Genomic DNA, 20,032 nt, shown 5'->3' on the forward strand with positions numbered 1-20,032 from the left:
GCGTCGGCGTTACTCAGCCCAGCGCCAGCAACTGCGGCTGCAGCCTGGTGAAGATCCGCGCCAGCCGCTGCGCCCAGACCTGCTGGCCGGCGGCATCGGCGATCAGGTCCTGGCGGATCTCCAGTTCGACATGCGGCAGGCCGCGGCCTTCGCCGTGCACGGGCACCGCGTAGTCGCTGCTGTCGCTGACCGCGTACGGCGCGTTGTCGCCGATCAGCAGGTCGTCTTCCGCGCGCAGCGCCTGCAGCAGCGCGTGGGCGAAGCGGGTGTCGCGGTGATACAGCACGCCGGCATGCCAGGGCCGCGGCATGCCGTCCATCATCGGGGTGAAGCTGTGCATCATCACCAGCACGGTGGGCCGGGCGGCGGCGCGGCACGCGTCCAGTTCGGCGGCGATGCGTGCGTGGTAGGGCGCATGCACGGCGTCGATGCGCTGCTGCCGCTGCGCCGCCGTGAGTGCGGCGTTGCCCGGCACCACGGTGCGGTCGCTGACGGACGGGATCAGTGTCGGCGAGGCGAGCGGGCGGTTGCAGTCGATCAGCAGCCGCGAATAGGTCTGTTCGATCGCCCAGGCGTCGAGCAGCGCGGACAGCGCGCGGGTGGTGCCGGCGATCCCGATGTCCCAGCCGATGTGCCGATCCAGTTCCGACTGCGCCAGGCCGAGGCCGTGCAACGCGCGCGGCACTGCCTGTCCCGCGTGATCCGCCAGCAGCACGAACGGCGATGTACCGTGTGGTCGGTGGATGCTGAACACCGCCGGGTCGTCCGCGCCCAGCAGCGGCGGCAATGCGTGGCTGAGACCCTCAGCCACGCGGCGTGCCGTCGAGTTCGTGTTCGATCATCCACAGCCCCGCCCACAGCTTCGCATCCAATGCGTAGCCTTCGCCCATCTTCTGCACCAGCCACGCGGCGGCGCGCGAGCGCGGCACCGAATGCACGGTGATGTCCTCGCTGGCGTCGCCGCCGCCGTTGCCGACCTTGCGCAGGCCGCTGGCGCGCACGAAGGCGATCTTCTCGTTGCTGGCGCCGGCCGAGGTCGGGCCGATCAGCAGCACCTCGGCGTGCTCGGCGGTCCAGCCGGTTTCCTCTTCCAGTTCGCGCACCGCCGACACCTCGATCGATTCGCCGGCATCGATGTCGCCGACCAGTCCGGCCGGCATCTCGATGGTGCGCGCCTGCAGCGGCACGCGGAACTGTTCGACGAACAGCACCTCGTCGTCCGGCGTGACCGCCACGATGATCGCGGCCAGGCCGCCGGCGTGGACGCGCTCGGAATACTCCCAGGTGCCGCGCACGACCATGCGCTGGTACTTGCCTTCGTAGACGACGCGGGGCGGGGAATCGTGGCGGGGCATGGGCAGCTCGCAAGATGGCGGAGGAAGAGGGCGCGGTCGCGCACGGCGCGGTCCGGCGATGCGGTGCAGTGTAGAACGTGCGTTGTGTTTTTTTGATGCGCGCCAGGTCGTGCCCGGGGTCGCTGGCGCCGCGCGAGTCGCTCGGCGCCGGTCGCGACGGCACGGTGCAACCGGCACAGCGCGTGCGAGGGCGTGCCTGCTTCGGGCAGCGGCATCGCCTGCCCGTGGCGAAGGCCAGCGCTCAGCCGGCCACAAACTCCAGGCCGGCCGCCTGCAGCAGGCGGCGTCGGGTCAGCGGCCCGAAGCGCAGCGCCTCGCACAGGCCGTGCAGCATGTCGGCATCGGCCGCGCCGCGGGCGAAATTCACGGTGGCCGTGTGCAGCGGCGCGTCCAGGGCGATGGTGGTCAGCTGCCGCCACAGCAGCGCGTGCTCGCGCTGCTCGCGCAGGCGTACGGCCATCTGCGCGGCGCCGCGCAGGCGCAGGAACGCCACTTCGTCGACCCGCGCCAGCAGCGTGTCCAGGTCGCCGAAATGCGCCAGCAGGATCGCCGCCGACTTGGCGCCGATGCCGGTGACGCCGGGGATGTTGTCGATCGCATCGCCGGTCAGCGCCAGATAGTCGGCAATCTGGTGCGCATGCACGCCGTGGCGCGCCTTGACCCCGGCCGCGCCCCAGCGCTGGCCGCGGCCGTAGTCCCATTGTTCGTCGAACTCCAGCAGCAACTGCGACAGGTCCTTGTCGGCGGAGACGATCACGCCGTGGAAGCCGTCGCCGCGCGCACGGTGCAGGGCGCTGCCGATCAGGTCGTCGGCCTCGTAGTCGTGGTGCGCCAGCACGCCCAGGCCCAGGGCCGCGCACAGCGCCTTGCAGTGCGCGAACTGGCGGCGCAGCGCGTCCGGCGCCGGCGCGCGATTGGCCTTGTAGGCGGCGTACAGACGATGCCGGAAACAGCTGTCCAGCGCTTCGTCGAAGGCGATCACGATGTGCTGCGGGCGCTCGCGCTCGAGCAGGTCGAGCAGGAAGCGGGCGAAGCCGTGCACCGCATTGGTCGGCCAGCCCTGCGCGTCCTGGAACTCGTCGGGAATCGAATGCCAGGCGCGAAACACGTAAAGGCTGGCGTCGACCAGGTACAGCGGCCGCGACAGGGGCAGGCCTGCGTTCACGGCGTCCAGTCGCTGAGCAGCGCGCGTGGGTCCGGCCGCTCGCGCTCCGGCACGTCGAGGCGGGCGGTGCCGATGTGGATGAAGCCGGCGACATGCTCGTGCTCGGCCAGGCCCAGCCGCGCGGACACCGTTTCGTCATACGCCATCCAGCCGGTCAGCCATTGCGCACCGAAGCCGTAGGCCTGCGCGGCCTGCAGCAGCGCGAAGCACACCGAGCCGGCGGTCATCCACTGTTCGATCTCCGGCACCTTGTGTCCGCGCTGCAGGCAGGCGATGACCGCGATCACCACCGGCGCATGCGCGAAGCGTTCGCGATCCTTCTCCACCGCTGCCGGCGCCGCGCCGGGATCGCGCTGCAGGGTGCGCGCGGCGAGGATGTCGCCCAACGCCTGACGCGCCGGGCCGGCGATGCGCAGGAAGCGGAACGGCACCAGCTTTCCGTGATCGGGGACACGCACCGCCGACCGCAGCATCGCCAGCAGCGTCTCCGCGTCCGGTCCCGGCTCGCCCAGCTGCTTGGATGGCACTGAACGGCGCGCATCCAGCGCTTGCAGCGAATGAATTGTGCGCATAGTCTCGATTCCGTGGGGCGGGCGCGGAATTATAGTCGGGCGCTCGCAGGCGGCAGCGGATGCCGCAGTTACACGGACAATCGCGTTGAGTTGCTGATCTGCCGCTAGCTTCCGAATTGACGTCGGTCTCACTGCTGCCTGCGTATCACACTGCCATGACCCTTGCTGAATACGCTGAAGAGTTGTTGCCCAGCCGCAACGCGGATCTGCTCGATCAGGTCCGGGATGTGGTGTCGGTTCCGCTCGCCGGCGCTTTCGGCGAGGTGCTGGATGTGCTGGCCGAAGCGCTGTTCCGCATGGCCGAGCGCGCCGGGCCGACCCAGAACGATTATTTCGAGGCGATCCAGCTGCTGCGCCAGCAGCGCGAGCCGATCGCCGCGCGCTTCCGCGCGCACCTGGCCCAGGCCTGGCAGGCGCTGGAAGCCGGCCGCCCGCTGTCGGTGGAGCGCAGCCTGGCGCGCGAGCGCGGCGACCTCAGCTTGGTCTCGGAACAGGAACTGGACGTGCGCCTGGCGGTGCGCAACCTGGCCGGGGCGATCCAGCACCGCTGGCGGCCGGAGCTGATGCGGCTGAACCGATTCCTCGGCTTCATCGCCGGCGGCCAGCGCATCGATGCCGACAACAACCCGTTCGGCCCCGAGCACGTGGGCGCGGCGGTGTATGCGGCGCTGCACGGACTGGTGCTGGCGCCGCAGGTGCAATTGGCGATCGTCAAGATCTGCGAGCAGGAACTGCAGGAGCGCGTCGGCGAACTGTATGCGCAACTGGAGCAGCGCCTGAACGAGGTCGCGCGCGCCCGCGCGCTGCCGAGCGGGCGCCCGCGCCGCCGCGCCATCCCGCGCCTGGGCGCGAGCGAGGACGAGGCGGCGCCGGACTGGATCAGCCGCTTTTTCGAGAACTGGGACACCGCCGCGCCGCTGTCGGCGGCGCAGCGCCGCGCCGCGCGCGCCCTGGACGCACACGCGCGCAACGAGCAGGAGGTGCTGCCGCCGGCGCTGCGCGCGCTGCTGCACGAGGCGCAGCCGGACGCGGGCCCGGGCGACGGCCGGCGCTGCCTGTCGCCGCGCGAGCTGCTGTCGGTGCTGTCGTTGCTGCAGACCATGCCCTTGGCCGGATTCGCCGTCGTCGGCGAACACGGCGGCCCGCTGGCGCTGGGCCTGCGCCGGCAGATCGCCGGTATCGGCGCCTCGCTCGGCCTGGACCCGGCCAGCACCTGCCTGGATCCGGCCGATGCCGACACCCTCGATCTGGTCGGCCTGCTGTTCGATGTGATGCTGGAGGAATGCGTGCTGCAACCCGCGCAGCGCGAGCTGCTGGGGCAGATGCTGGTGCCGATGGCCAAGGTGGCGCTGATCGACGGGCGCCTGTTCGTGCGCGACGGGCATCCGGCGCGGCGCCTGCTCAACCTGCTGGCCGACGCCTGTGACGGCAATGCCGGCAGCACCGGCCCGGAGCAGGCGCTGCTGGCGCAGGCGCAGGCGGCGGTGGAGCGGGTGGTGCGCGATTTCGACGAGCACCTGGCGGTGTTCCTGGCGCTGGAGGCCGAGTTCGGCAGCGCCTACGAGCAGTACCAGCGCCGGGTGGAGATCGCCGAGCGCCGCGCGGCCGAACTGCAACGGGCGGAGGAGCGCCGCGAGGTCGCCCGGCAGCGCGCCGCGCAGGCCCTGCACGATCTGCTGCAACAGGCCGGCGACGACCTGACCGTGCCGCTTCCCATCGAGGCCTTCCTGCGCCAGTCCTGGTGCCAGTACGTGCAGCAGTCGGCCTTGCGCGACGACGGTCAGGGCAGCGCGCTCGCCGCGGCGCTGGCGCTGGGCGATGCGGTGCTGGCGCAGTGCCGCCAGGCCCGGAACGGTGCGGTGCCGGTAGAAGGCTGGCTGCAGCCGCAACATGCCGAGCTGACCCGGCTGTGGACCAGCGTCGGCCTGGACGCCGCGGCGGCCGAAGCCGCCTGGCAGGCCCTGCACACGGCGCTGGACGACCTGGCGCACGCGCGGCCGCTGCAGGCCGCGCTGCCGACGACGGGCGTGGACGTGCCCGAGCCGCCCGCCGCCGAGACCGTGCCGGCACTGCCGGAACCGGCCCAGGCCACCGATTTCGACCACATCACCGCCGATTACTTCCGTACCCTGCCGCTGGGGACCTGGCTGGACTTCGTCGACCGCGAAGGCCGCGTGCAGCCCGGCAAGCTGACCTGGGTGAGCCCGATCTCGGCGCGCCTGCTGTTCGTCAACCGCCGCGGCGGGCGGCTGTGCGTCGCCTCGGCCGAGGCGCTGGCAGTGATGGCGCGGCTGGACCGGCTGCGCCTGCATCGCGACGACGATGCCTTCTACAGCGCCATGCAGGGCGTGGTCGACCGCCTGGAACGGGTGGCGGCGGCGGCCTGATCCTCGACGGGCGTGCCGTATTCATGCCGCATTGCCGCCGTAGTGACGCCTTCCATGCCTACGATCCTGCACGAGGTCACGTTCTGGAGCCAGAAATGCGCAGCGCATCACGGTCGCTGTTCAGACACCTTGCCTACCATGCAGGAGCGGAAACAGGGGCCGCGTCCGATCGTCTTCCACCTTCCTTCTATCTGGCGCCGTCCATGGCGCGGAGCCGTCGCGCATGAGTTTCAGCCCCAGCCCGCACGCACACCCGGCGCGTGACCCGCGCCTGTTGACGCAGGCGCGCGAGGGCATGCTGCCAGTGCTGGGCCAGGCCTTCGCCGCGGCGCTGGCGCATTTCGACGATGTGCTGTTCGACCGCGCCGAGAGTGCCGGCGCGTCGCAGTTGCTGTTCCTCGACGGCATGCGCGAACTGCGCCGTCGTCGCGACGAGATCGCCGCGCGCTTCCGCGCCCAGCTGCATACGGCCTGGGAGGCGCTGGAGGCCGGCGCGCCGCTCTCGGCCGAAGTCGCCCTGGCCGGCTATGGGCAGGGCCTGAGCCTGATCTCCGAACACGAGTTGGAATCGCGGCTGGCGGTACGCAACCTCGCCAGCGTGCTGCTGCGCGAATGGAAGCCGGTGCTGACCCGCATCGACCGGCGCCTGGGCTGGATCGCCGGCGGCCTGGAGCTGGATGCGGACACCAACCCGATCGGCCCCGAACACATCGGCGTGGCCGTGCATGCCGCGTTCTCCACCAGCGACCTGGCCCCGGAAGTGCGGCTGGTGCTGATCAAGCTGTGCGAACGCGACTTCACCGCCGGGGTCGGCAAGCTCTACCAGGACCTGGACGACAGCCTCGCCCAGGCCGGGATCATGCCGGAGATCTCGCGGCCGCGACCGCCGCCGCCGCCGCGGCGCGCACCGCCGCCGGAGCAGCGCCCGCCGCGCGAGGCCGGCGCTGCCGCCGATGGCGTCGGTGCCGAGCTGGGCGAGGACGAAGAACACTACGCGCCGGCCTGGGCCAACCGCTTCGTCAACCGCTGGGCCGAGCGCCGCGGCAGCCTGCAGGCCGGCGAGCGCTACGACGACGGCGAGGCGCGTTTGCCCGGCGGTAGCCAGGGCGTGTTGCTGGAGGCGTTGCACGAACTGTTGCAGCAGACCCGCAACGCGCGCGAGAGCGCCACCTCCGCGGCGACCGCGGCGGTCGGCCAGCAACGCCCGCTGAGCCAGCGCGAGATGATGTCGGTGCTGTCGCTGCTGCAGGCCACGCCCAGCGCGACGCTGCGCGCGGCGATCGGCGACGACAGCGAATCGCTGGCGCAGCGGCTCAAGAGCGAGGTGCTGTCCAACGCCACCCAGTTCGGCGTGGACCCGGCGCATGCGCGGCTGGATCCGGTCGACGAGGACGCGATCGACCTGGTCGGCATGCTGTTCGACGTGATGCTCGACGAGCGCGACCTGGAGGGCCGCTCGCGCGAACTGATCGGCCGGCTGGTGGTGCCGTTCGTCAAGGTCGCATTGCTGGACCGGCGCATGTTCGTGCAGAAGACCCATCCGGCGCGACGCCTGCTCAATTCGCTGGCCGAGGCCTGCGAGGGCAACACCGGCGAGAGCCAGGCCGAGCGCGTGCTGATGGGCAAGGTCGAGGAGATCATCGACCGGCTGGTGGCCGAGTTCAACGAGAACCTGGCGATCTTCCTGACCCTGGAAGAGGAATTCCGCGATTTCCTGGTGCAGCACCGCCGCCGCATCGAGATCGCCGAGCGCCGCGCCGCCGAGACCCAGCGCGGCCAGGAGAAGCTGGAACTGGCGCGGCAGCGCGCCGAGGCCGAACTGCAGGTGCGCCTGCAGGGCCGGCAGTTGCCGCAGGCGCTGCAGGAGTTCCTGCGGCAGCCGTGGCAGCACCACCTGACCATGGCGATGCTGCGCGAAGGCGAGGGCGGCCCCGGCGTGCGCGATGCGCTGGCGCTGGCCGACGGCCTGCTCGAGGAAGCCGCCGAGGCGCAGCGGCACATCGTCGGCAAGCCCTGGCTGCAGGCCTGGCAGGGCGCGCTGCAGCGGGTCTTCGCCAGCGTCGGCCTGCATGCCGAGGCGGCCACGGCCGCGATCGACGCGCTGCACGACACGCTGCAGGCGGTGGCCGAGTTGCGCCCGGAACTGGAGCGGCCGCTGCCGGAACTGCCGCAGGTGGCGCTGCCGCAGCCGCCGGTGCAGGAGGCGCAACCGGTGGACGTGGCGCCGCCGCAGACCATGGACGATTTCGACAACGCCGATGCCGACCGCTTCCGCGCGATGCCGATCGGCACCTGGCTGGATTTCGTCGACCGCGACGGCAAGATGCAGGCCGGCAAGCTGTCGTGGGTGAGCCCGATCTCGTCGCGGCTGCTGTTCGTCAACCGGCGCGGCGTGCGCTTCTGCGTGGCCTCGCCGGAAGAACTGGCGGTGATGGTGCGGCTGGGCCGGCTGCGCGCGCACGTGGACGACGGCGCCTTCGACAGCGCCATGCAGGGCGTCATCGACCGTCTCGATCCGCATAGCGCGACCTTGCACTGAGAGCAGCGCGGCGGCGCGGGCGATCGCTGCCGTGGCGTTGCACGGGTCGCGTCTTGCTCGGTTGCCCGTATCGGCGGCGTCAGCGCATCGCCAGCGACGCGTTCTGGTGGCCGTTGGTCGCTATGCCATCGCGACCGTAGGGGCGGCTTCAGCCGCGAGGGGCTTTACTCGGAGCCCCATTCGCGGCTGACGCCGTTTCCTGTCTGTCGGCCTTGGCTGGATCAGGAGGTCTCCTCCGCCGCGACCGGGTTTCCTCGCGCTGCCGGTCGCGGCTGACGCCGCGCCTGCGCCTGACCCGCGTTGGCGATCGCTTGCCGGCGATGCAGGGGTTCCTCGCACGCCGCGCCCTTCCCGACCTGGCCATGCCCCTGACCGCCCCGGCGGAGAACACGGCTTCGCCGAGGCGGCGTGCGGCGGGCGCCCTCGGGTCGGGGGCGCCAACGCGCCCGGTCGCCGACGCGCACTTGGCGTGCGCGACGCCTCCACCTGGCGTGCGGACGCTGTAGGATCGGCGCGGACGACAGGCAAGGCACGGGGAATCGCATGGCAGTGCAGGTGCTGGTGGTGAAGGAATCGGCGCAGGGCGAACGCCGCGTGGCGGCGACGCCGGAGACGGTCAAGAAACTGGTCGCCCTGGGCGCGCAGGTGCGGGTCGAGCCGCAGGCCGGCGTGTCGGCCGGCTTCGTCGATGCGGCCTACCTGGCCGCCGGCGCCAGCCTGGCCGATCCCGACAGCCCGGCGCAGGCGGATCTGGTGCTGTGCGTGCAGCCGCTGCCGGCGGTGGCGCTGCAGCAGCTGAAGGAGGGCGCCGGCGTGGTCGGCATCCTGCAGCCGCAGGCCGATCCGGCGCGCGCGGCGGCGCTGCAGGCGCGGCAACTGGTCGCCTTTCCGCTGGAACGGCTGCCGCGCACCACCCGCGCGCAGGCGATGGACGTGCTCAGCTCGCAGGCCGGCATGGCCGGCTACAAGGCGACCCTGATCGCCGCGCAGCTGGCGCCGCGTTTCTTCCCCATGCTGACCACCGCGGCAGGCACCATCCGCCCCTCCAAGGTGCTGATCGTCGGCGCCGGCGTGGCCGGCCTGCAGGCCATCGCCACCGCCAAGCGCCTGGGTGCGCAGGTGGAGGGCTTCGACGTGCGCCCGGAAACCCGCGAGCAGATCGAGTCGCTGGGCGGCAAGTTCCTCGATCTCGGGGTCAGCGCCGCCGGCGAGGGCGGCTACGCGCGGCAACTCACCGACGACGAGCGCGCGGAGCAGCAGCGTCGCCTGGCCGAGCACCTGAAGGGCATCGACGTGGTGGTGTGCACCGCCGCGGTGCCGGGACGGCCGGCACCCAAGATCCTCAGCGCGGCGATGGTCGCCGGCATGAAGCCGGGCAGCGTGGTGGTGGATCTGGCCGCCGAGACCGGCGGCAATTGCGAGCTCACCCGACCGGGCGAGACCATCGAACACGCTGGCGTGACCATTGCCGGGCCGTTGGATCTGGCCAGCATGGGCGCGGTGCATGCGAGCGAGATGTACGCACGCAACGTCTACAACTTCGTCGCCCTGTTCCTGAAGGACGGCGCGATCGCCTACGACTGGAACGACGAGCTGCTGGCGAAGACGCGCTGGACGGCGTGAGTGCGGCCGCGATGGTTGGGCGCCGGCTCGGGCGGCGCTGATCTGCGGGCAAGGTGAGCCCGTGCAAGAGCTGCTTCAGCTGCGACGGGCGCTACCGAAAACGCCGCGTCGTGACTGGAGCGCGACTTCGGAAGTGTCCCGTGGGAGCGGCTTCCAGCCGCGACCGGGTTCACCGGGAACGCCGTGGGGGCTGAAGCCGCTCCTGCGAGGCGATTTCTGCGGCGCTGAACTCCATGCGCCGCACACGACGAGGCGAGGGCGCGCGCGCCATGCGCATCGGGCTTGAACCGGCGCCGCATTTCGCCTACCTGGCAGCATCCGGCGGCGGCAGGTTGTCCGGGCCGGCATTGGCACGGATCCAGGCGGCGCGTTGCGCCGGCGTCATCGCTTCCCAGCGGTCGCGCAGCGCTTTGCGCTGGTCCGGCGGCAGCGTGCGCATGCGCTCGAACAGCACCCGCGCCTCCTCGCGCTGCTGCGGGGTCATGTCCTCGTAGCGGCGGGCGCCCTTGCGTGCGCGGTCGCGTTGCTCGGGGGTCATCGACTGCCAGCGCTGCGCGTGCTCGAACATGCGTCGGCGTTGCTGCGGGGCATCGTTCCAGCGCTGGCGCAGGGGCGCGATCAGCAGCTCGCGCTGCTGTGGGCTCAGGTGTTCCCAGTCGGGCAGCGGCGGGCCGGAGTCGTCGTCGCGGTCGGCCGCGCTCGGCGGTGGCGGCGGCCCGGGCGGGGGCGGCGCGGCGAAGGCCGCCGGGACGGCAGTGCCGGCCAGCAGCGTCAGCGCCAGGGAGAGACGGATCAGGCGAGTCATCGGGTTCATTCCATTGCCAGCGAGGTATCGGAGCCCAGCCACAGGTACAGGTCGGGATTTTCGTCGAGCATCGCGGTCGCGGCCTGGTCGCTGTCGGCGGCCGCGCCGGCGCGCACCGAGGCGGTCGCGGCGACGGTCGTCGAGGCAGTGGCGGTGGCGACGCTGGCGGTGGTGGTGGTCGGCATCGACGGTGCGGGGCGCAGCAGCAGATGCACGCCCAGCGCCGCGCCGAGCAGCGCCGGGACCGCCGCCAGCAGCCAGCCCCAGCGCCGGCTTGGCGCCGCGTGCGCATGGCTGGCCTGCTGGCGTGCGGCGCGCAGCCGCGCCAGGGTCGGCGCGGGCAGGGCCTGCAAGCCGGCCTGGTGGACGGCGCGCATCTGCGTGTCGAAATCCGCCGGGCGGGTGGGATCGGATGTCATCGGACGTCCTCCAGATGTTTCTGCAGCGCCTCGCGGGCGCGCGACAGATGGGTCTTTACCGAGCCTTCCGAGCAGCCCATCGCGCGTGCGGTGGTGGCCACGTCCAGCTCTTCCAGTACGCGCAGGGTGAAGGCCTCGCGCTGGCGCGCGGGCAGCGCGCGCAGTGCCGTCACCAGCCGCGCATGGGTCTGCCGACGCTCGTGCTGCTCGGACGGATTGGGGCCGTCGTCGGCCCAGTCCGGCGGGCTGTCCGCGTCACGCTCGCTGGTCGGCGCCCAGAAGCGCAGGCGGAAGGTGCGGCGGCGCTGCAGGTCGATGATGCGCCGGCGCAGGATGCTCCAGAACAGCGGCGTCCATTCCTGCGCCGGGCGCTCGCGATAGGCCAGCAGCTTGATCATCGCGTCCTGCACCGCGTCCAGCGCGTCCTCGCGCTGGCGCAGTCCGGCTTCGGCGAAGCGGAACGCGCGCGGCCCGATCTCGGCCAGGAACGCGTCCAGCGACGCCGGCAGCGGGCGCTGTTCGGTGTCGGCATCGGTCGATGGCGGTGCGAGGGCGGGCGTGCTCACCAGCACAGCTTAGCTTCCGGCAGGGGGATGCCGTGGTTAACGCGCGGTGGCGGGCGTGGTTGACCGGCCCGGCCTGGCGGCCTTCGCGCAACCGCATGCCGGCATCGCACAGCGGTTCAGCACGCGGTTATGATGCGGCGGACGGGCGCGGCGCCCGGGAGAATGGTGCGATGAGCGACGGGTTCGTGGCCTTGTACATCTTCATGCTGGCGGCCATCGCCGGGCATGTGATCATCTCGCGGGTGCCGGTGATCCTGCACACCCCGCTGATGTCCGGTTCCAACTTCATCCACGGCATCGTCCTGATCGGCGCGATGGTGGTGCTGGGGCATGCCGACACCACCCTGGAGAAAGCCATCGGCTTCGTCGCGGTGCTGCTCGGCGCCGGCAATGCCGCTGGCGGCTATGTGGTGACCGAGCGCATGCTGGACATGTTCAAGTCCAGCAAGCCGGACGCTTCCAAGACCAAGGCGAAGGATTGAATGCGCGGCATCGGCGCACCGCCGCGGCGCTGGCCGTGGCCGTCCTGCTGGCACCGCTCGGCCTCGCGCCGAGCGTCCTCTCGTACTTTCTGCCACTCGGGCAGATGTCCTTTTTCGGAGCACGCGTGCTGATGGAACTGTTGCCGATCCTGATCAAGAGCAGCTATCTGGTCGCCGCCACCCTGTTCCTGCTCGGCCTGCAGCGCATGGCCTCGCCCAGGACCGCGCGCAGCGGCATCCGCTGGGCCGGTTTCGGCATGTTGCTGGCGACTGCCGCCACCTTCCTGCTGCCGGGTCTGCACAACCTGCCGCTGATCGTGCTGGCGATCGTGCTCGGCACCGCCGCGGCGTGGATCTCCGCCAAGAAGGTGGCGATCACCGACATGCCGCAGATGGTCGCGCTGTACAACGGCATGGGCGGCGGCTCGGCGGCGGCGATCGGCGCAGTGGAGCTGCTGCGCTTCTCGTTCCTGATGCGCCGCGATACCACGCACTGGAGCGAGGCCGCGATCGCCGCGCTGGCCGCGCGCCAGCCGGATGCGACCACGCTGGCGCTGGCGGTGATCGGCTCGGCGATCGGTGCGGTGTCGCTGTCCGGCTCGATCATCGCCTGGGCCAAGCTCGACGGGCGCCTGGACAAGCGCGTCACGTTCCCCGCGCAGCAGGTGTTCAACCTGCTGGTGTGCGTGGCGATGCTGGGCGTGGGCGCCTGGGCCGCGATCAGCCTGAGTCCGCTGGCGATCGTGCTGTTCTTCGTGCTGGCGCTGGCCCTGGGCGTGCTGATGACGCTGCCGATCGGCGGCGCCGACATGCCGGTGGTGATCTCGCTGTACAACGCCTTCACCGGCCTGGCGGTGGCCTTCGAGGGCTACGTGCTCGGCAACGAGGCGCTGATCATCGCCGGCATGATGGTCGGCGCGGCCGGCATCCTGCTGACCCGGCTGATGGCCAAGGCGATGAACCGGCCGATCCGCGGCGTGCTGTTCTCCAACTTCGGCGGCGGCGGCCAGGCGCAGGCGATCGCCGGCAGCCAGAAGCCGATCGAGGCCGGCGACGTGGCGGCGATGATGGCCTACGCCGAGCGCGTGGTGATCGTGCCGGGCTACGGCATGGCGGTGGCGCAGGCGCAGCACAAGATCTGGGAGTTGGCGCAGCGGCTGATCGAGCGCGGGGTCAAGGTCAAGTTCGCGATCCACCCGGTGGCCGGGCGCATGCCCGGACACATGAACGTGCTGCTGGCCGAGGCCGGCGTGCCCTACGACCTGATCGCCGACATGGACGACATCAACCCCGAGTTCGCCAGCACCGACGTGTCGCTGGTGATCGGCGCCAACGACGTGGTCAATCCGGTGGCCAAGACCGACCCGGCCAGCCCGATCTACGGCATGCCGATCCTGGACGTGGTCAATTCCAGGAACGTCATCGTCATCAAGCGCGGCAAGGGCACCGGCTTTGCCGGCATCGAGAACGCGCTGTTCTATGCCGACAACACCCGCATGCTGTACGGCGACGGCGCCGAGGCGGCCGGCGCCCTGGTCAGCGAACTGAAGGCGCTGGATGGCGGCGGGCATTGAGCCGTTGCGGGCGGAGTGGCGGGGCAGGGGGGACGTAGCGAGCGCAGGGCGCAGGAGCGGCTTCGGGCGCGCCTACAAAAACGATGCGCTTCATGGCCAAGGCGGATGATCGGGGGGTGATCAGGCGGCAATCATCATCGCCACCCAGCGGCGTCCGCCGCGCTCCGGCCGTGCTCAGCGCGCGCTGAAATACGCCGTGGCCACGCCGATGCCCAGCCACAGCAGGTCGCCCGGGCTGTTGGCCAGCAGGGTCAGGGTCCAGGCGTAGTGGGCGCCCATCTTCAGCGACGAATCCCAGACGTTCAGGCCCAGCCCCGCGCCCATCTGCGCGGCGGCGATACCCCAGTTGGCGGCGACGATCACCAGCACCGTGGCGCTCATCGCCACGGCGATGCGCAGCGGGCCGCGCGGCAGGTTGCCCAAACGCAGCATCCAGGCGATCTCCAGCGCCACCACCACGGCCATCCAGCCGGCCTGGCGACCCAGCGACAGCGCCACCAGCAACCAGGCGATCAGCGCGGTGAAACAGCCCATGGCGAGCAGCAGGGGCCACAGCCAGTGCGAGGGCCTGGCCGGCGTGGAGGAAGGCGGCATTCGATGTTCCCGGAGAAGGCGTACAGGATACTTCCGGCGCGCGCCCCGCGCACTCGGATAAACTGCACGACTTGCACCGGCGGGGCCTGGCCCCATATCGCCCCCATGTACTCACGCAGCAGCGAACCTGTCCAATTCGAACGCGATTGCGCCGCGGTGATGGTGCCGCAGGGCGACGCGGTGACCCTGCCCGCCGGCAGCTACGGCTATATCACCCAGGCCCTGGGCGGCAGCTACACGGTGTTCGTGGAGGGCAATCTGTTCCGCATCGCCGGCAAGGACGGCGACGCCATCGGCAAGGAGCCGCCGCCGGGGCTGGAACTGCCCGAGGATGCCGGCGACGAGCAGGTCGAAGCCCTGATCTGGCAGCAGTTGCGCACCTGCTTCGACCCCGAGATCCCGTTCAACATCGTCGATCTGGGGCTGATCTACGACGTGACCATGCATGCGCGCGAGGATGGCCAGCGCACCGTCGAGGTCAAGATGACGCTGACCGCGCCCGGCTGCGGCATGGGCGAGATCCTGGTCGACGACGTGCGCAGCAAGCTGGAAATGATCCCGACCATCGCCGAGGCCGACGTCGAGCTGGTATTCGATCCGCCGTGGGGCCGGCATATGATGTCCGAGGCCGCGCGCCTGGAAACCGGCATGCTCTGACCCGCGCGCGACGCCTCGCGCGTCGCGACGGAGCCCGATCGGGCGCCGCCGCTGCCGTCGCCACGACGCTGCGGCCCTGGCCATCCCTCGACTACCACAGGAATTCCCGGTGTCCGCTACCGAGCCGTCCACGCAGTTCCGCCTGACCCCGTCCACCGCCGCGCGCAGCGCCGAGGCGCGCGCGCAGATCCTCGCCGCGCCGGGCTTCGGCAACTATTTCACCGACCACATGGTCGCCATCGAATGGAGCCGCGAGCAGGGCTGGCACGACGCCGAAGTGCGCGCCTACGGCCCGCTGGCGCTGGATCCGGCCGCCTCGGTGCTGCACTACGGCCAGGAGATCTTCGAAGGCATCAAGGCCTACCGCCATGCCGACGGCTCGATCTGGACCTTCCGCCCGGAGGCCAACGGCAAGCGCCTGCAGCGCTCGGCGCAGCGCCTGGCGCTGCCGGAGCTGCCGGTGGAGCTGTTCGTGGAATCGCTGCGGCAGCTGATCGCGGTCGATGCGGCGTGGGTGCCGTCGGCGCCGGAGACCAGCCTGTATTTCCGTCCGTTCATGATCGCCAACGAGGCCTTCCTGGGCGTGCGCGCCGCGCAGAAGGCCGGCTACTACGTCATCGCCAGCCCGGCCGGTGCCTATTTCGCCAAGGGCGTGGCGCCGGTGGCGATCTGGCTGTCCACCGACTACGCGCGCGCCGCCAAGGGCGGCACCGGCGCGGCCAAGTGCGGCGGCAACTACGCCGCCTCGCTGCTGCCGCAGCAGCAGGCGCAGGCGCAGGGCTGCTCGCAGGTGCTGTTCCTCGATCCGGTCGAGGGCAAGTACATCGAGGAACTGGGCGGCATGAACGTGTTCCTGGTGATGCGCGACGGCAGCCTGGTCACCCCGGCGCTGTCGGGCAGCATCCTGGAAGGCATCACCCGCGACAGCATTCTGCAACTGGCCCGCGACCGCGGCATGCAGGTGGTGGAGCGGCAGGTGAGCATCGACGAGTGGCGCGACGGCGTGGCCTCGGGCGAGATCGCCGAGGTGTTCGCCTGCGGCACCGCCGCGGTGGTGACCCCGATCGGCCAGCTCAAGGGCAAGGACTTCGCGGTCGGCGACCTGACCGCGCCCGCCGGCCCGGTGACGCTGTCGCTGCGCCAGGAACTCACCGACATCCAGTACGGCCGCGTGGCCGACCGCCACGGCTGGCTGGTGCGGCTGGGCTGAGCCGAGCGCCCAACGCTGGGGCGGCTGTCGGCTGCCCTGGCGAATGGACCTCATGCCACTTGGCGCACGGTCCGACAGCGTCACCATCGCCGGCGACGTCCGCGCTGGTGCGCCGGGGCGTGCGATGTGTCGCCGCCCCGCCTCCGCATCGCGCCTTCCCGGGAGTCCGCTCCCCGGACATTCCGTGTCCGTCCCGATGTATGGCGCCGCCATGCAGGCGACCTCTGTCGTCTGTATCCACTGTCTCCTTTTCTTGTCCCGTGTGTCGCGCGGGAGCCAAAAATCTGCCCCTGATTTGCCGAGTCTGGCGTCTTTCCATGCTGCATCGCAGCAAAAATGAGGTGTAGTTCTCTTTATGACATCGACGTTCATTGCATTTCTTCGCTTTGTACAACGGATTTCCGTCACACCCTGCTCCATACGCGCTTGTACTGAGCTAGCGTCGATGAATGGTCGGCAACACGCCATCCGACCGGGCTCGCAACGCACGCCAGGTTCAGGTTTCGACCGGACCGGTGCGGCGCGGAACACCGCCATCAGGCGGCTACTCAACCGAAAGGAAGTCCGAATGTCCGAAATGTCGCATCGTGGGTCGCGCCAGCGTCCGTGGCTGGTCGTGCTGGGCGCGTCCGCTCTCACCTCCCTGCTGTTGGCCACCCCAGCCTTCGCCGGTGACGTGAACCTCTCCGGCCTGTCTTCCGAGCCGACCGTGCAGCGCTTCATCGTCAAGACCCGCGATGCCGCGCCGGTCAGCATCTCCAGCGCGTCCGCCACCGCTGCGGCGCCCTCGGCGGCGCTGCGCGCGACGCTGCAGTCGGCCGCCGCCGCGCTGCCGGCCAAGAACGGCCGCGCGCTCGGCCTGACCAGCCTGCGCCGCCTGGCGGTGGGTCCGGAAGTGGTCAAGGCCAGCCGTCCGCTGGACCGCGCCGAGGCCGAGACGCTGATGCGGCAGATCGCCGCCGACCCGAACGTCGAATACGTCGAGGTCGACCAGCGCATGACCATCGCGCTGACCCCGAACGATCCGCGCCTGGGCGACCAGTGGGCCTTCGGCACCACCAACGCCGGCATCAACGTGCGCTCGGCCTGGGACAAGGCCAGCGGCGACGGCGTGGTCGTGGCGGTGATCGACACCGGCATCACCAGCCACCCGGACCTCAACGCCAACGTCCTGCAGGGCTACGACTTCATCAGCGATGCGGATTCGGCGCGCGACGGCAACGGCCGCGACAGCAACCCGGCCGACGAAGGCGACTGGGCCGCTGCCGGCGAGTGCTACTCCGGTTCGCCCGCCTCCAATTCCAGCTGGCACGGCACCCATGTGGCCGGCACCATCGCCGCGATCACCAACAACGGCACCGGCGTGGCCGGCACCGCGTTCAAGGCCAAGATCCTGCCGGTGCGCGTGCTCGGCAAGTGCGGCGGCTACACCTCCGACATCGCCGATGCGATCACCTGGGCCTCCGGCGGCACCGTCAGCGGCGTGCCGACCAACCAGAACCCGGCCGAAGTCATCAACATGTCGCTGGGCGGCAGCGGCACCTGCTCGAGCACCTACCAGAACGCCATCAACGGCGCGGTCAGCCGCGGCACCACGGTGGTGGTGGCGGCGGGCAACAGCTCGACCAACGTGTCCAGCTCGGTGCCGGCCAACTGCAACAACGTGATCGCGGTGGCGGCGACCACCTCGTCGCGGGCCAAGGCCAGCTACTCGAACTACGGCGCGGGCATCGACATCTCCGCGCCGGGCTCGAACATCCTGTCCACGCTCAACGACGGCACCACCACCCCGGGCAACCCGAGCTACGCCTCGTACAACGGCACCTCGATGGCGACCCCGCACGTGGCCGGCGTGGTCGCGCTGATGCAGTCGGTGGCGCCGACCGCGCTGACCCCGGCGCAGGTGGAAAGCACCATCAAGAACACCGCGGCCAGCTTCTCCTGCTCGCAGGGGTGCGGCGCCGGCCTGCTCGACGCCAACGCGGCGGTCACCGCGGCGTTGAACGGTGGCAGCAGCGGTGGTGGCGGTGGCGGTGGCAGCAGCAACGAACTGCAGGATGGCGTGGCGGTCACCAACCTCAGCGCCAACAGCGGTTCCTCGCTGAACTACACGGTCAAGGTGCCGTCCGGCGCCAGCAGCCTGGTGGTCACCACCTCCGGCGGCAGCGGCGATGCCGACCTGTACGTGCGCTTCGGCAGCGCGCCGACCGACTCGGCCTACGACTGCCGTCCGTACAAGAACGGCAACAACGAGAGCTGCACCTTCAACTCCCCGCAGGCCGGCACCTACTATGTGCGGGTGAAGGCGTACAGCACGTTCTCCGGTGTCAGCCTGAAGGCCGACTACTGAGGCACTCCGTCGCGGCGGCCGCGCCATGGCCGCCGCGCACCTCCCGGTGCCGGATCGCAGCGGTCGGCCAGGACGCCGCCGCCGCCACTCTCGGTCGCCCCGCGCTTCGGCGCGGGGCTTTTTTGTTTGTGCCGCGTCCGCGTCCGGCCGCCCTGGTCCGGTCGTCTTGATGCATTCCGCAGCCGGGCTCGTCGCCGATCACAGATCTGCACATTGCGCCGCTTGCGCCCTCCACCCGATCCGCGCCTTGCCGCTATCCGCGGTGCAGGACCGTCCTGCGGCTGTCGCGTACGCGGTGGCCGCGGCCTGCACCGCCACGTTCGAACCTGCGCGGTGGACGGCCGACTGCGCCACGTGTACAGCCCGGGGGGAGTCTCATGTTCAAGTACAGCGTGCTTCGGCGGCGCAGCGCCGCGTGCCTTTTGCTGCTGGCAGCCGCCGGCACCGCCGCTGCCGGCGAGATCGGATTGCAGGCGCTGGCGACGACGCCGAATCCACAGCGTTTCATCGTCACCTATCGCGATGGCGCCGCGCCTGCGCTGGCCTCGCGCGCGGCACCGCTGGCGGAGGCCGCGCGCATGTTGCCGGCCCGGCGCGGCCGTGCCCTCGGCCTGGCATCGTTGCGGCGCCTGGCGACCGGTGCCGACGTCATCGCCGCCGATCGCAGCCTGGATCGCGTCGAGGCGGAGACGCTGATGCGGCGCCTGGCCGCCGATCCGGCCGTCGCGCGCGTGGAGGTCGATGTGCTGTTGCGCCCCCTGCTGGTCCCGAACGATCCTGGCCTGTCCCAACAATGGGCGTTCGGAACCGGTACGGCGACGATCAATGTGCGCCCGGCCTGGGATCTGGCGACGGGCAAGGGCGTGGTGGTCGCAGTGCTCGATACCGGCATCACCGCACATCCGGATCTGGCTGCGAACGTGTTGCCGGGCTACGACTTCATCAGCGATCCCCTGGTGGCCGGCGATGGCGGCGGCCGCGACCGTGACGCCGCCGATCCGGGCGATGGCTATCCCGCCAATACCTGCGGTGCCGGTACGCCGGCGGCGAGTTCGAGTTGGCACGGCACGCATGTGGCCGGCACCATCGCCGCGGTCACCAATAATGCCGCCGGTGTCGCCGGCGTCGCCTTCAACGCGAAGCTCCTGCCGGTGCGTGTGCTGGGTAAATGCGGTGGTTATCTCTCCGATGTCGCCGACGCCATTGTCTGGGCGTCCGGCGGCGTCATCGCGGGCGTTCCCGCCAACCCGACGCCGGCGCAGGTCATCAACCTGTCGCTGGGTGCCGCCGGAAGCTGTTCGCCGACGATGGCAGGGGCGATCGCGAGTGCGGTTGCGCGCGGGACCAGCGTCGTCGTCGCTGCGGGCAACAGCAACAGCAATGTCGCCGGCAGCGTGCCCGCCAACTGTCCGAACGTGATCGCGGTGGCCGCGACCACCTCCGCCGGCGCCCGTGCCAGTTTTTCCAACTATGGGGCGGGCGTGGACATTGCCGCTCCCGGACAGGGCATCCTGTCCACGCTCAATACCGGCACGCTGGGGCCGGGGGCGCCGGCGTATGCGTCCTACAGCGGCACCTCGATGGCGGCGCCGCACGTGGCCGGCGTCGCCGCGCTGGTGCTGTCGGCAGCGCTGAATCCGCTGACGCCGGCGGAACTGGAGGCCCGGCTGAAGGCCACCGCCAGCCCGCTGCCGGTGGCGTGCACCGCCGGCTGCGGTGCAGGGCTGGTCAATG

The 20,032-nt window shown here is 70.9% G+C and carries 17 protein-coding genes; 9 read left to right on the top strand and 8 right to left on the bottom strand.

The genetic code is table 11. The features are described 5' to 3' along the window. Positions 1-13: 13 nt before the first annotated feature. The 4 genes from CEK68_RS03710 to CEK68_RS03725 form a co-directional block, all read right to left on the bottom strand. Entirely contained in the window at positions 14-811 is a 798-nt protein-coding gene (locus tag CEK68_RS03710; RefSeq protein ID WP_193314094.1) for an N-formylglutamate amidohydrolase, read from the bottom strand. After that, positions 804-1,355: an NUDIX hydrolase gene (locus tag CEK68_RS03715; protein ID WP_148829884.1), complete on the bottom strand. Its 552-nt coding sequence runs from the start codon at positions 1,353-1,355 to the stop codon at positions 804-806. Before CEK68_RS03715 ends, CEK68_RS03710 begins: the two co-directional genes overlap by 8 nt. 241 nt (positions 1,356-1,596) lie before the next feature. Then, entirely contained in the window at positions 1,597-2,520 is a 924-nt protein-coding gene (locus CEK68_RS03720) for a 5'-3' exonuclease H3TH domain-containing protein (protein WP_152237898.1), read from the bottom strand. After that, the gene (locus CEK68_RS03725; protein WP_152238577.1) at positions 2,517-3,092 is read right to left on the bottom strand and encodes a nitroreductase; all 576 of its coding nucleotides are present in this window, start codon (positions 3,090-3,092) and stop codon (positions 2,517-2,519) included. Before CEK68_RS03725 ends, CEK68_RS03720 begins: the two co-directional genes overlap by 4 nt. A 155-nt stretch (positions 3,093-3,247) precedes the next feature. On the opposite strand from CEK68_RS03725, the gene CEK68_RS03730 reads away from it, so the two are divergent. From CEK68_RS03730 to CEK68_RS03740, 3 genes are all read left to right on the top strand, one after another. Beyond that, positions 3,248-5,479 carry a DUF1631 family protein gene (locus tag CEK68_RS03730; protein WP_193314095.1) on the top strand — a complete coding sequence of 744 codons (2,232 nt, stop codon included), beginning with the start codon at positions 3,248-3,250 and terminating at the stop codon, positions 5,477-5,479. Positions 5,480-5,702: 223 nt separating this feature from the next. Continuing rightward, a complete protein-coding gene (locus CEK68_RS03735) occupies positions 5,703-8,018 on the top strand; it encodes a DUF1631 domain-containing protein (RefSeq protein WP_152238578.1) in 2,316 nt (771 codons plus the stop codon). 543 nt (positions 8,019-8,561) lie between these two features. Next, positions 8,562-9,641 (top strand): NAD(P) transhydrogenase subunit alpha, encoded by a 1,080-nt coding sequence (locus CEK68_RS03740; RefSeq protein WP_017908585.1) that lies wholly within the window; start codon positions 8,562-8,564, stop codon positions 9,639-9,641. A 304-nt stretch (positions 9,642-9,945) separates the two neighbouring features. On the opposite strand, the gene CEK68_RS03745 is transcribed toward CEK68_RS03740, so the two are convergent. Genes CEK68_RS03745 through CEK68_RS03755 form a run of 3 tightly spaced genes read right to left on the bottom strand, consistent with a single transcriptional unit; the run spans position 9,946 to position 11,437 of the window. Continuing rightward, positions 9,946-10,446, bottom strand: a complete 501-nt coding sequence (locus tag CEK68_RS03745; RefSeq protein ID WP_026143493.1) for a DUF3106 domain-containing protein — start codon at positions 10,444-10,446, stop codon at positions 9,946-9,948. 5 nt (positions 10,447-10,451) lie between these two features. After that, on the bottom strand, positions 10,452-10,865 hold the full coding sequence (locus tag CEK68_RS03750) for a hypothetical protein (protein WP_043093053.1): 414 nt from the start codon (positions 10,863-10,865) through the stop codon (positions 10,452-10,454). Beyond that, a complete protein-coding gene (locus tag CEK68_RS03755; protein WP_017909518.1) occupies positions 10,862-11,437 on the bottom strand; it encodes an RNA polymerase sigma factor in 576 nt (191 codons plus the stop codon). Before CEK68_RS03755 ends, CEK68_RS03750 begins: the two co-directional genes overlap by 4 nt. Before the next feature lie 164 nt (positions 11,438-11,601). Here CEK68_RS03755 and CEK68_RS03760 point away from each other — a divergent pair, with 164 nt between their 5' ends. Beyond that, the gene (locus CEK68_RS03760; RefSeq protein ID WP_017909519.1) at positions 11,602-11,913 is read left to right on the top strand and encodes an NAD(P) transhydrogenase subunit alpha; all 312 of its coding nucleotides are present in this window, start codon (positions 11,602-11,604) and stop codon (positions 11,911-11,913) included. 104 nt (positions 11,914-12,017) lie between these two features. Continuing rightward, positions 12,018-13,487, top strand: coding sequence for an NAD(P)(+) transhydrogenase (Re/Si-specific) subunit beta (locus tag CEK68_RS03765; protein ID WP_043095230.1), 1,470 nt, complete (start codon positions 12,018-12,020; stop codon positions 13,485-13,487). Positions 13,488-13,661: 174 nt separating this feature from the next. On the opposite strand, the gene CEK68_RS03770 is transcribed toward CEK68_RS03765, so the two are convergent. Beyond that, entirely contained in the window at positions 13,662-14,081 is a 420-nt protein-coding gene (locus CEK68_RS03770; RefSeq protein WP_150410383.1) for a hypothetical protein, read from the bottom strand. A 105-nt stretch (positions 14,082-14,186) separates the two neighbouring features. Between CEK68_RS03770 and sufT the strand changes: the two genes are divergently transcribed. From sufT to CEK68_RS03790, 4 genes are all read left to right on the top strand, one after another. Further along, positions 14,187-14,738, top strand: a complete 552-nt coding sequence (gene sufT / locus CEK68_RS03775; protein WP_017909071.1) for a putative Fe-S cluster assembly protein SufT — start codon at positions 14,187-14,189, stop codon at positions 14,736-14,738. Between the two features lie 109 nt (positions 14,739-14,847). Beyond that, on the top strand, positions 14,848-15,948 hold the full coding sequence (locus CEK68_RS03780; RefSeq protein WP_010341242.1) for a branched-chain amino acid aminotransferase: 1,101 nt from the start codon (positions 14,848-14,850) through the stop codon (positions 15,946-15,948). A gap of 577 nt (positions 15,949-16,525) precedes the next feature. Next, positions 16,526-18,298 carry a S8 family peptidase gene (locus CEK68_RS03785; protein ID WP_152238583.1) on the top strand — a complete coding sequence of 591 codons (1,773 nt, stop codon included), beginning with the start codon at positions 16,526-16,528 and terminating at the stop codon, positions 18,296-18,298. 377 nt (positions 18,299-18,675) lie between these two features. Then, positions 18,676-20,032, top strand: a 1,357-nt coding sequence (locus tag CEK68_RS03790; RefSeq protein ID WP_193314096.1) for a S8 family peptidase, incomplete at its 3' end; no start/stop codon positions are given.

Origin of the sequence: Xanthomonas sp. LMG 12461 (genome assembly GCF_009192935.1) — a bacterium.
GTDB classification, from domain to species: Bacteria; Pseudomonadota; Gammaproteobacteria; order Xanthomonadales; family Xanthomonadaceae; genus Xanthomonas_A; species Xanthomonas_A sontii.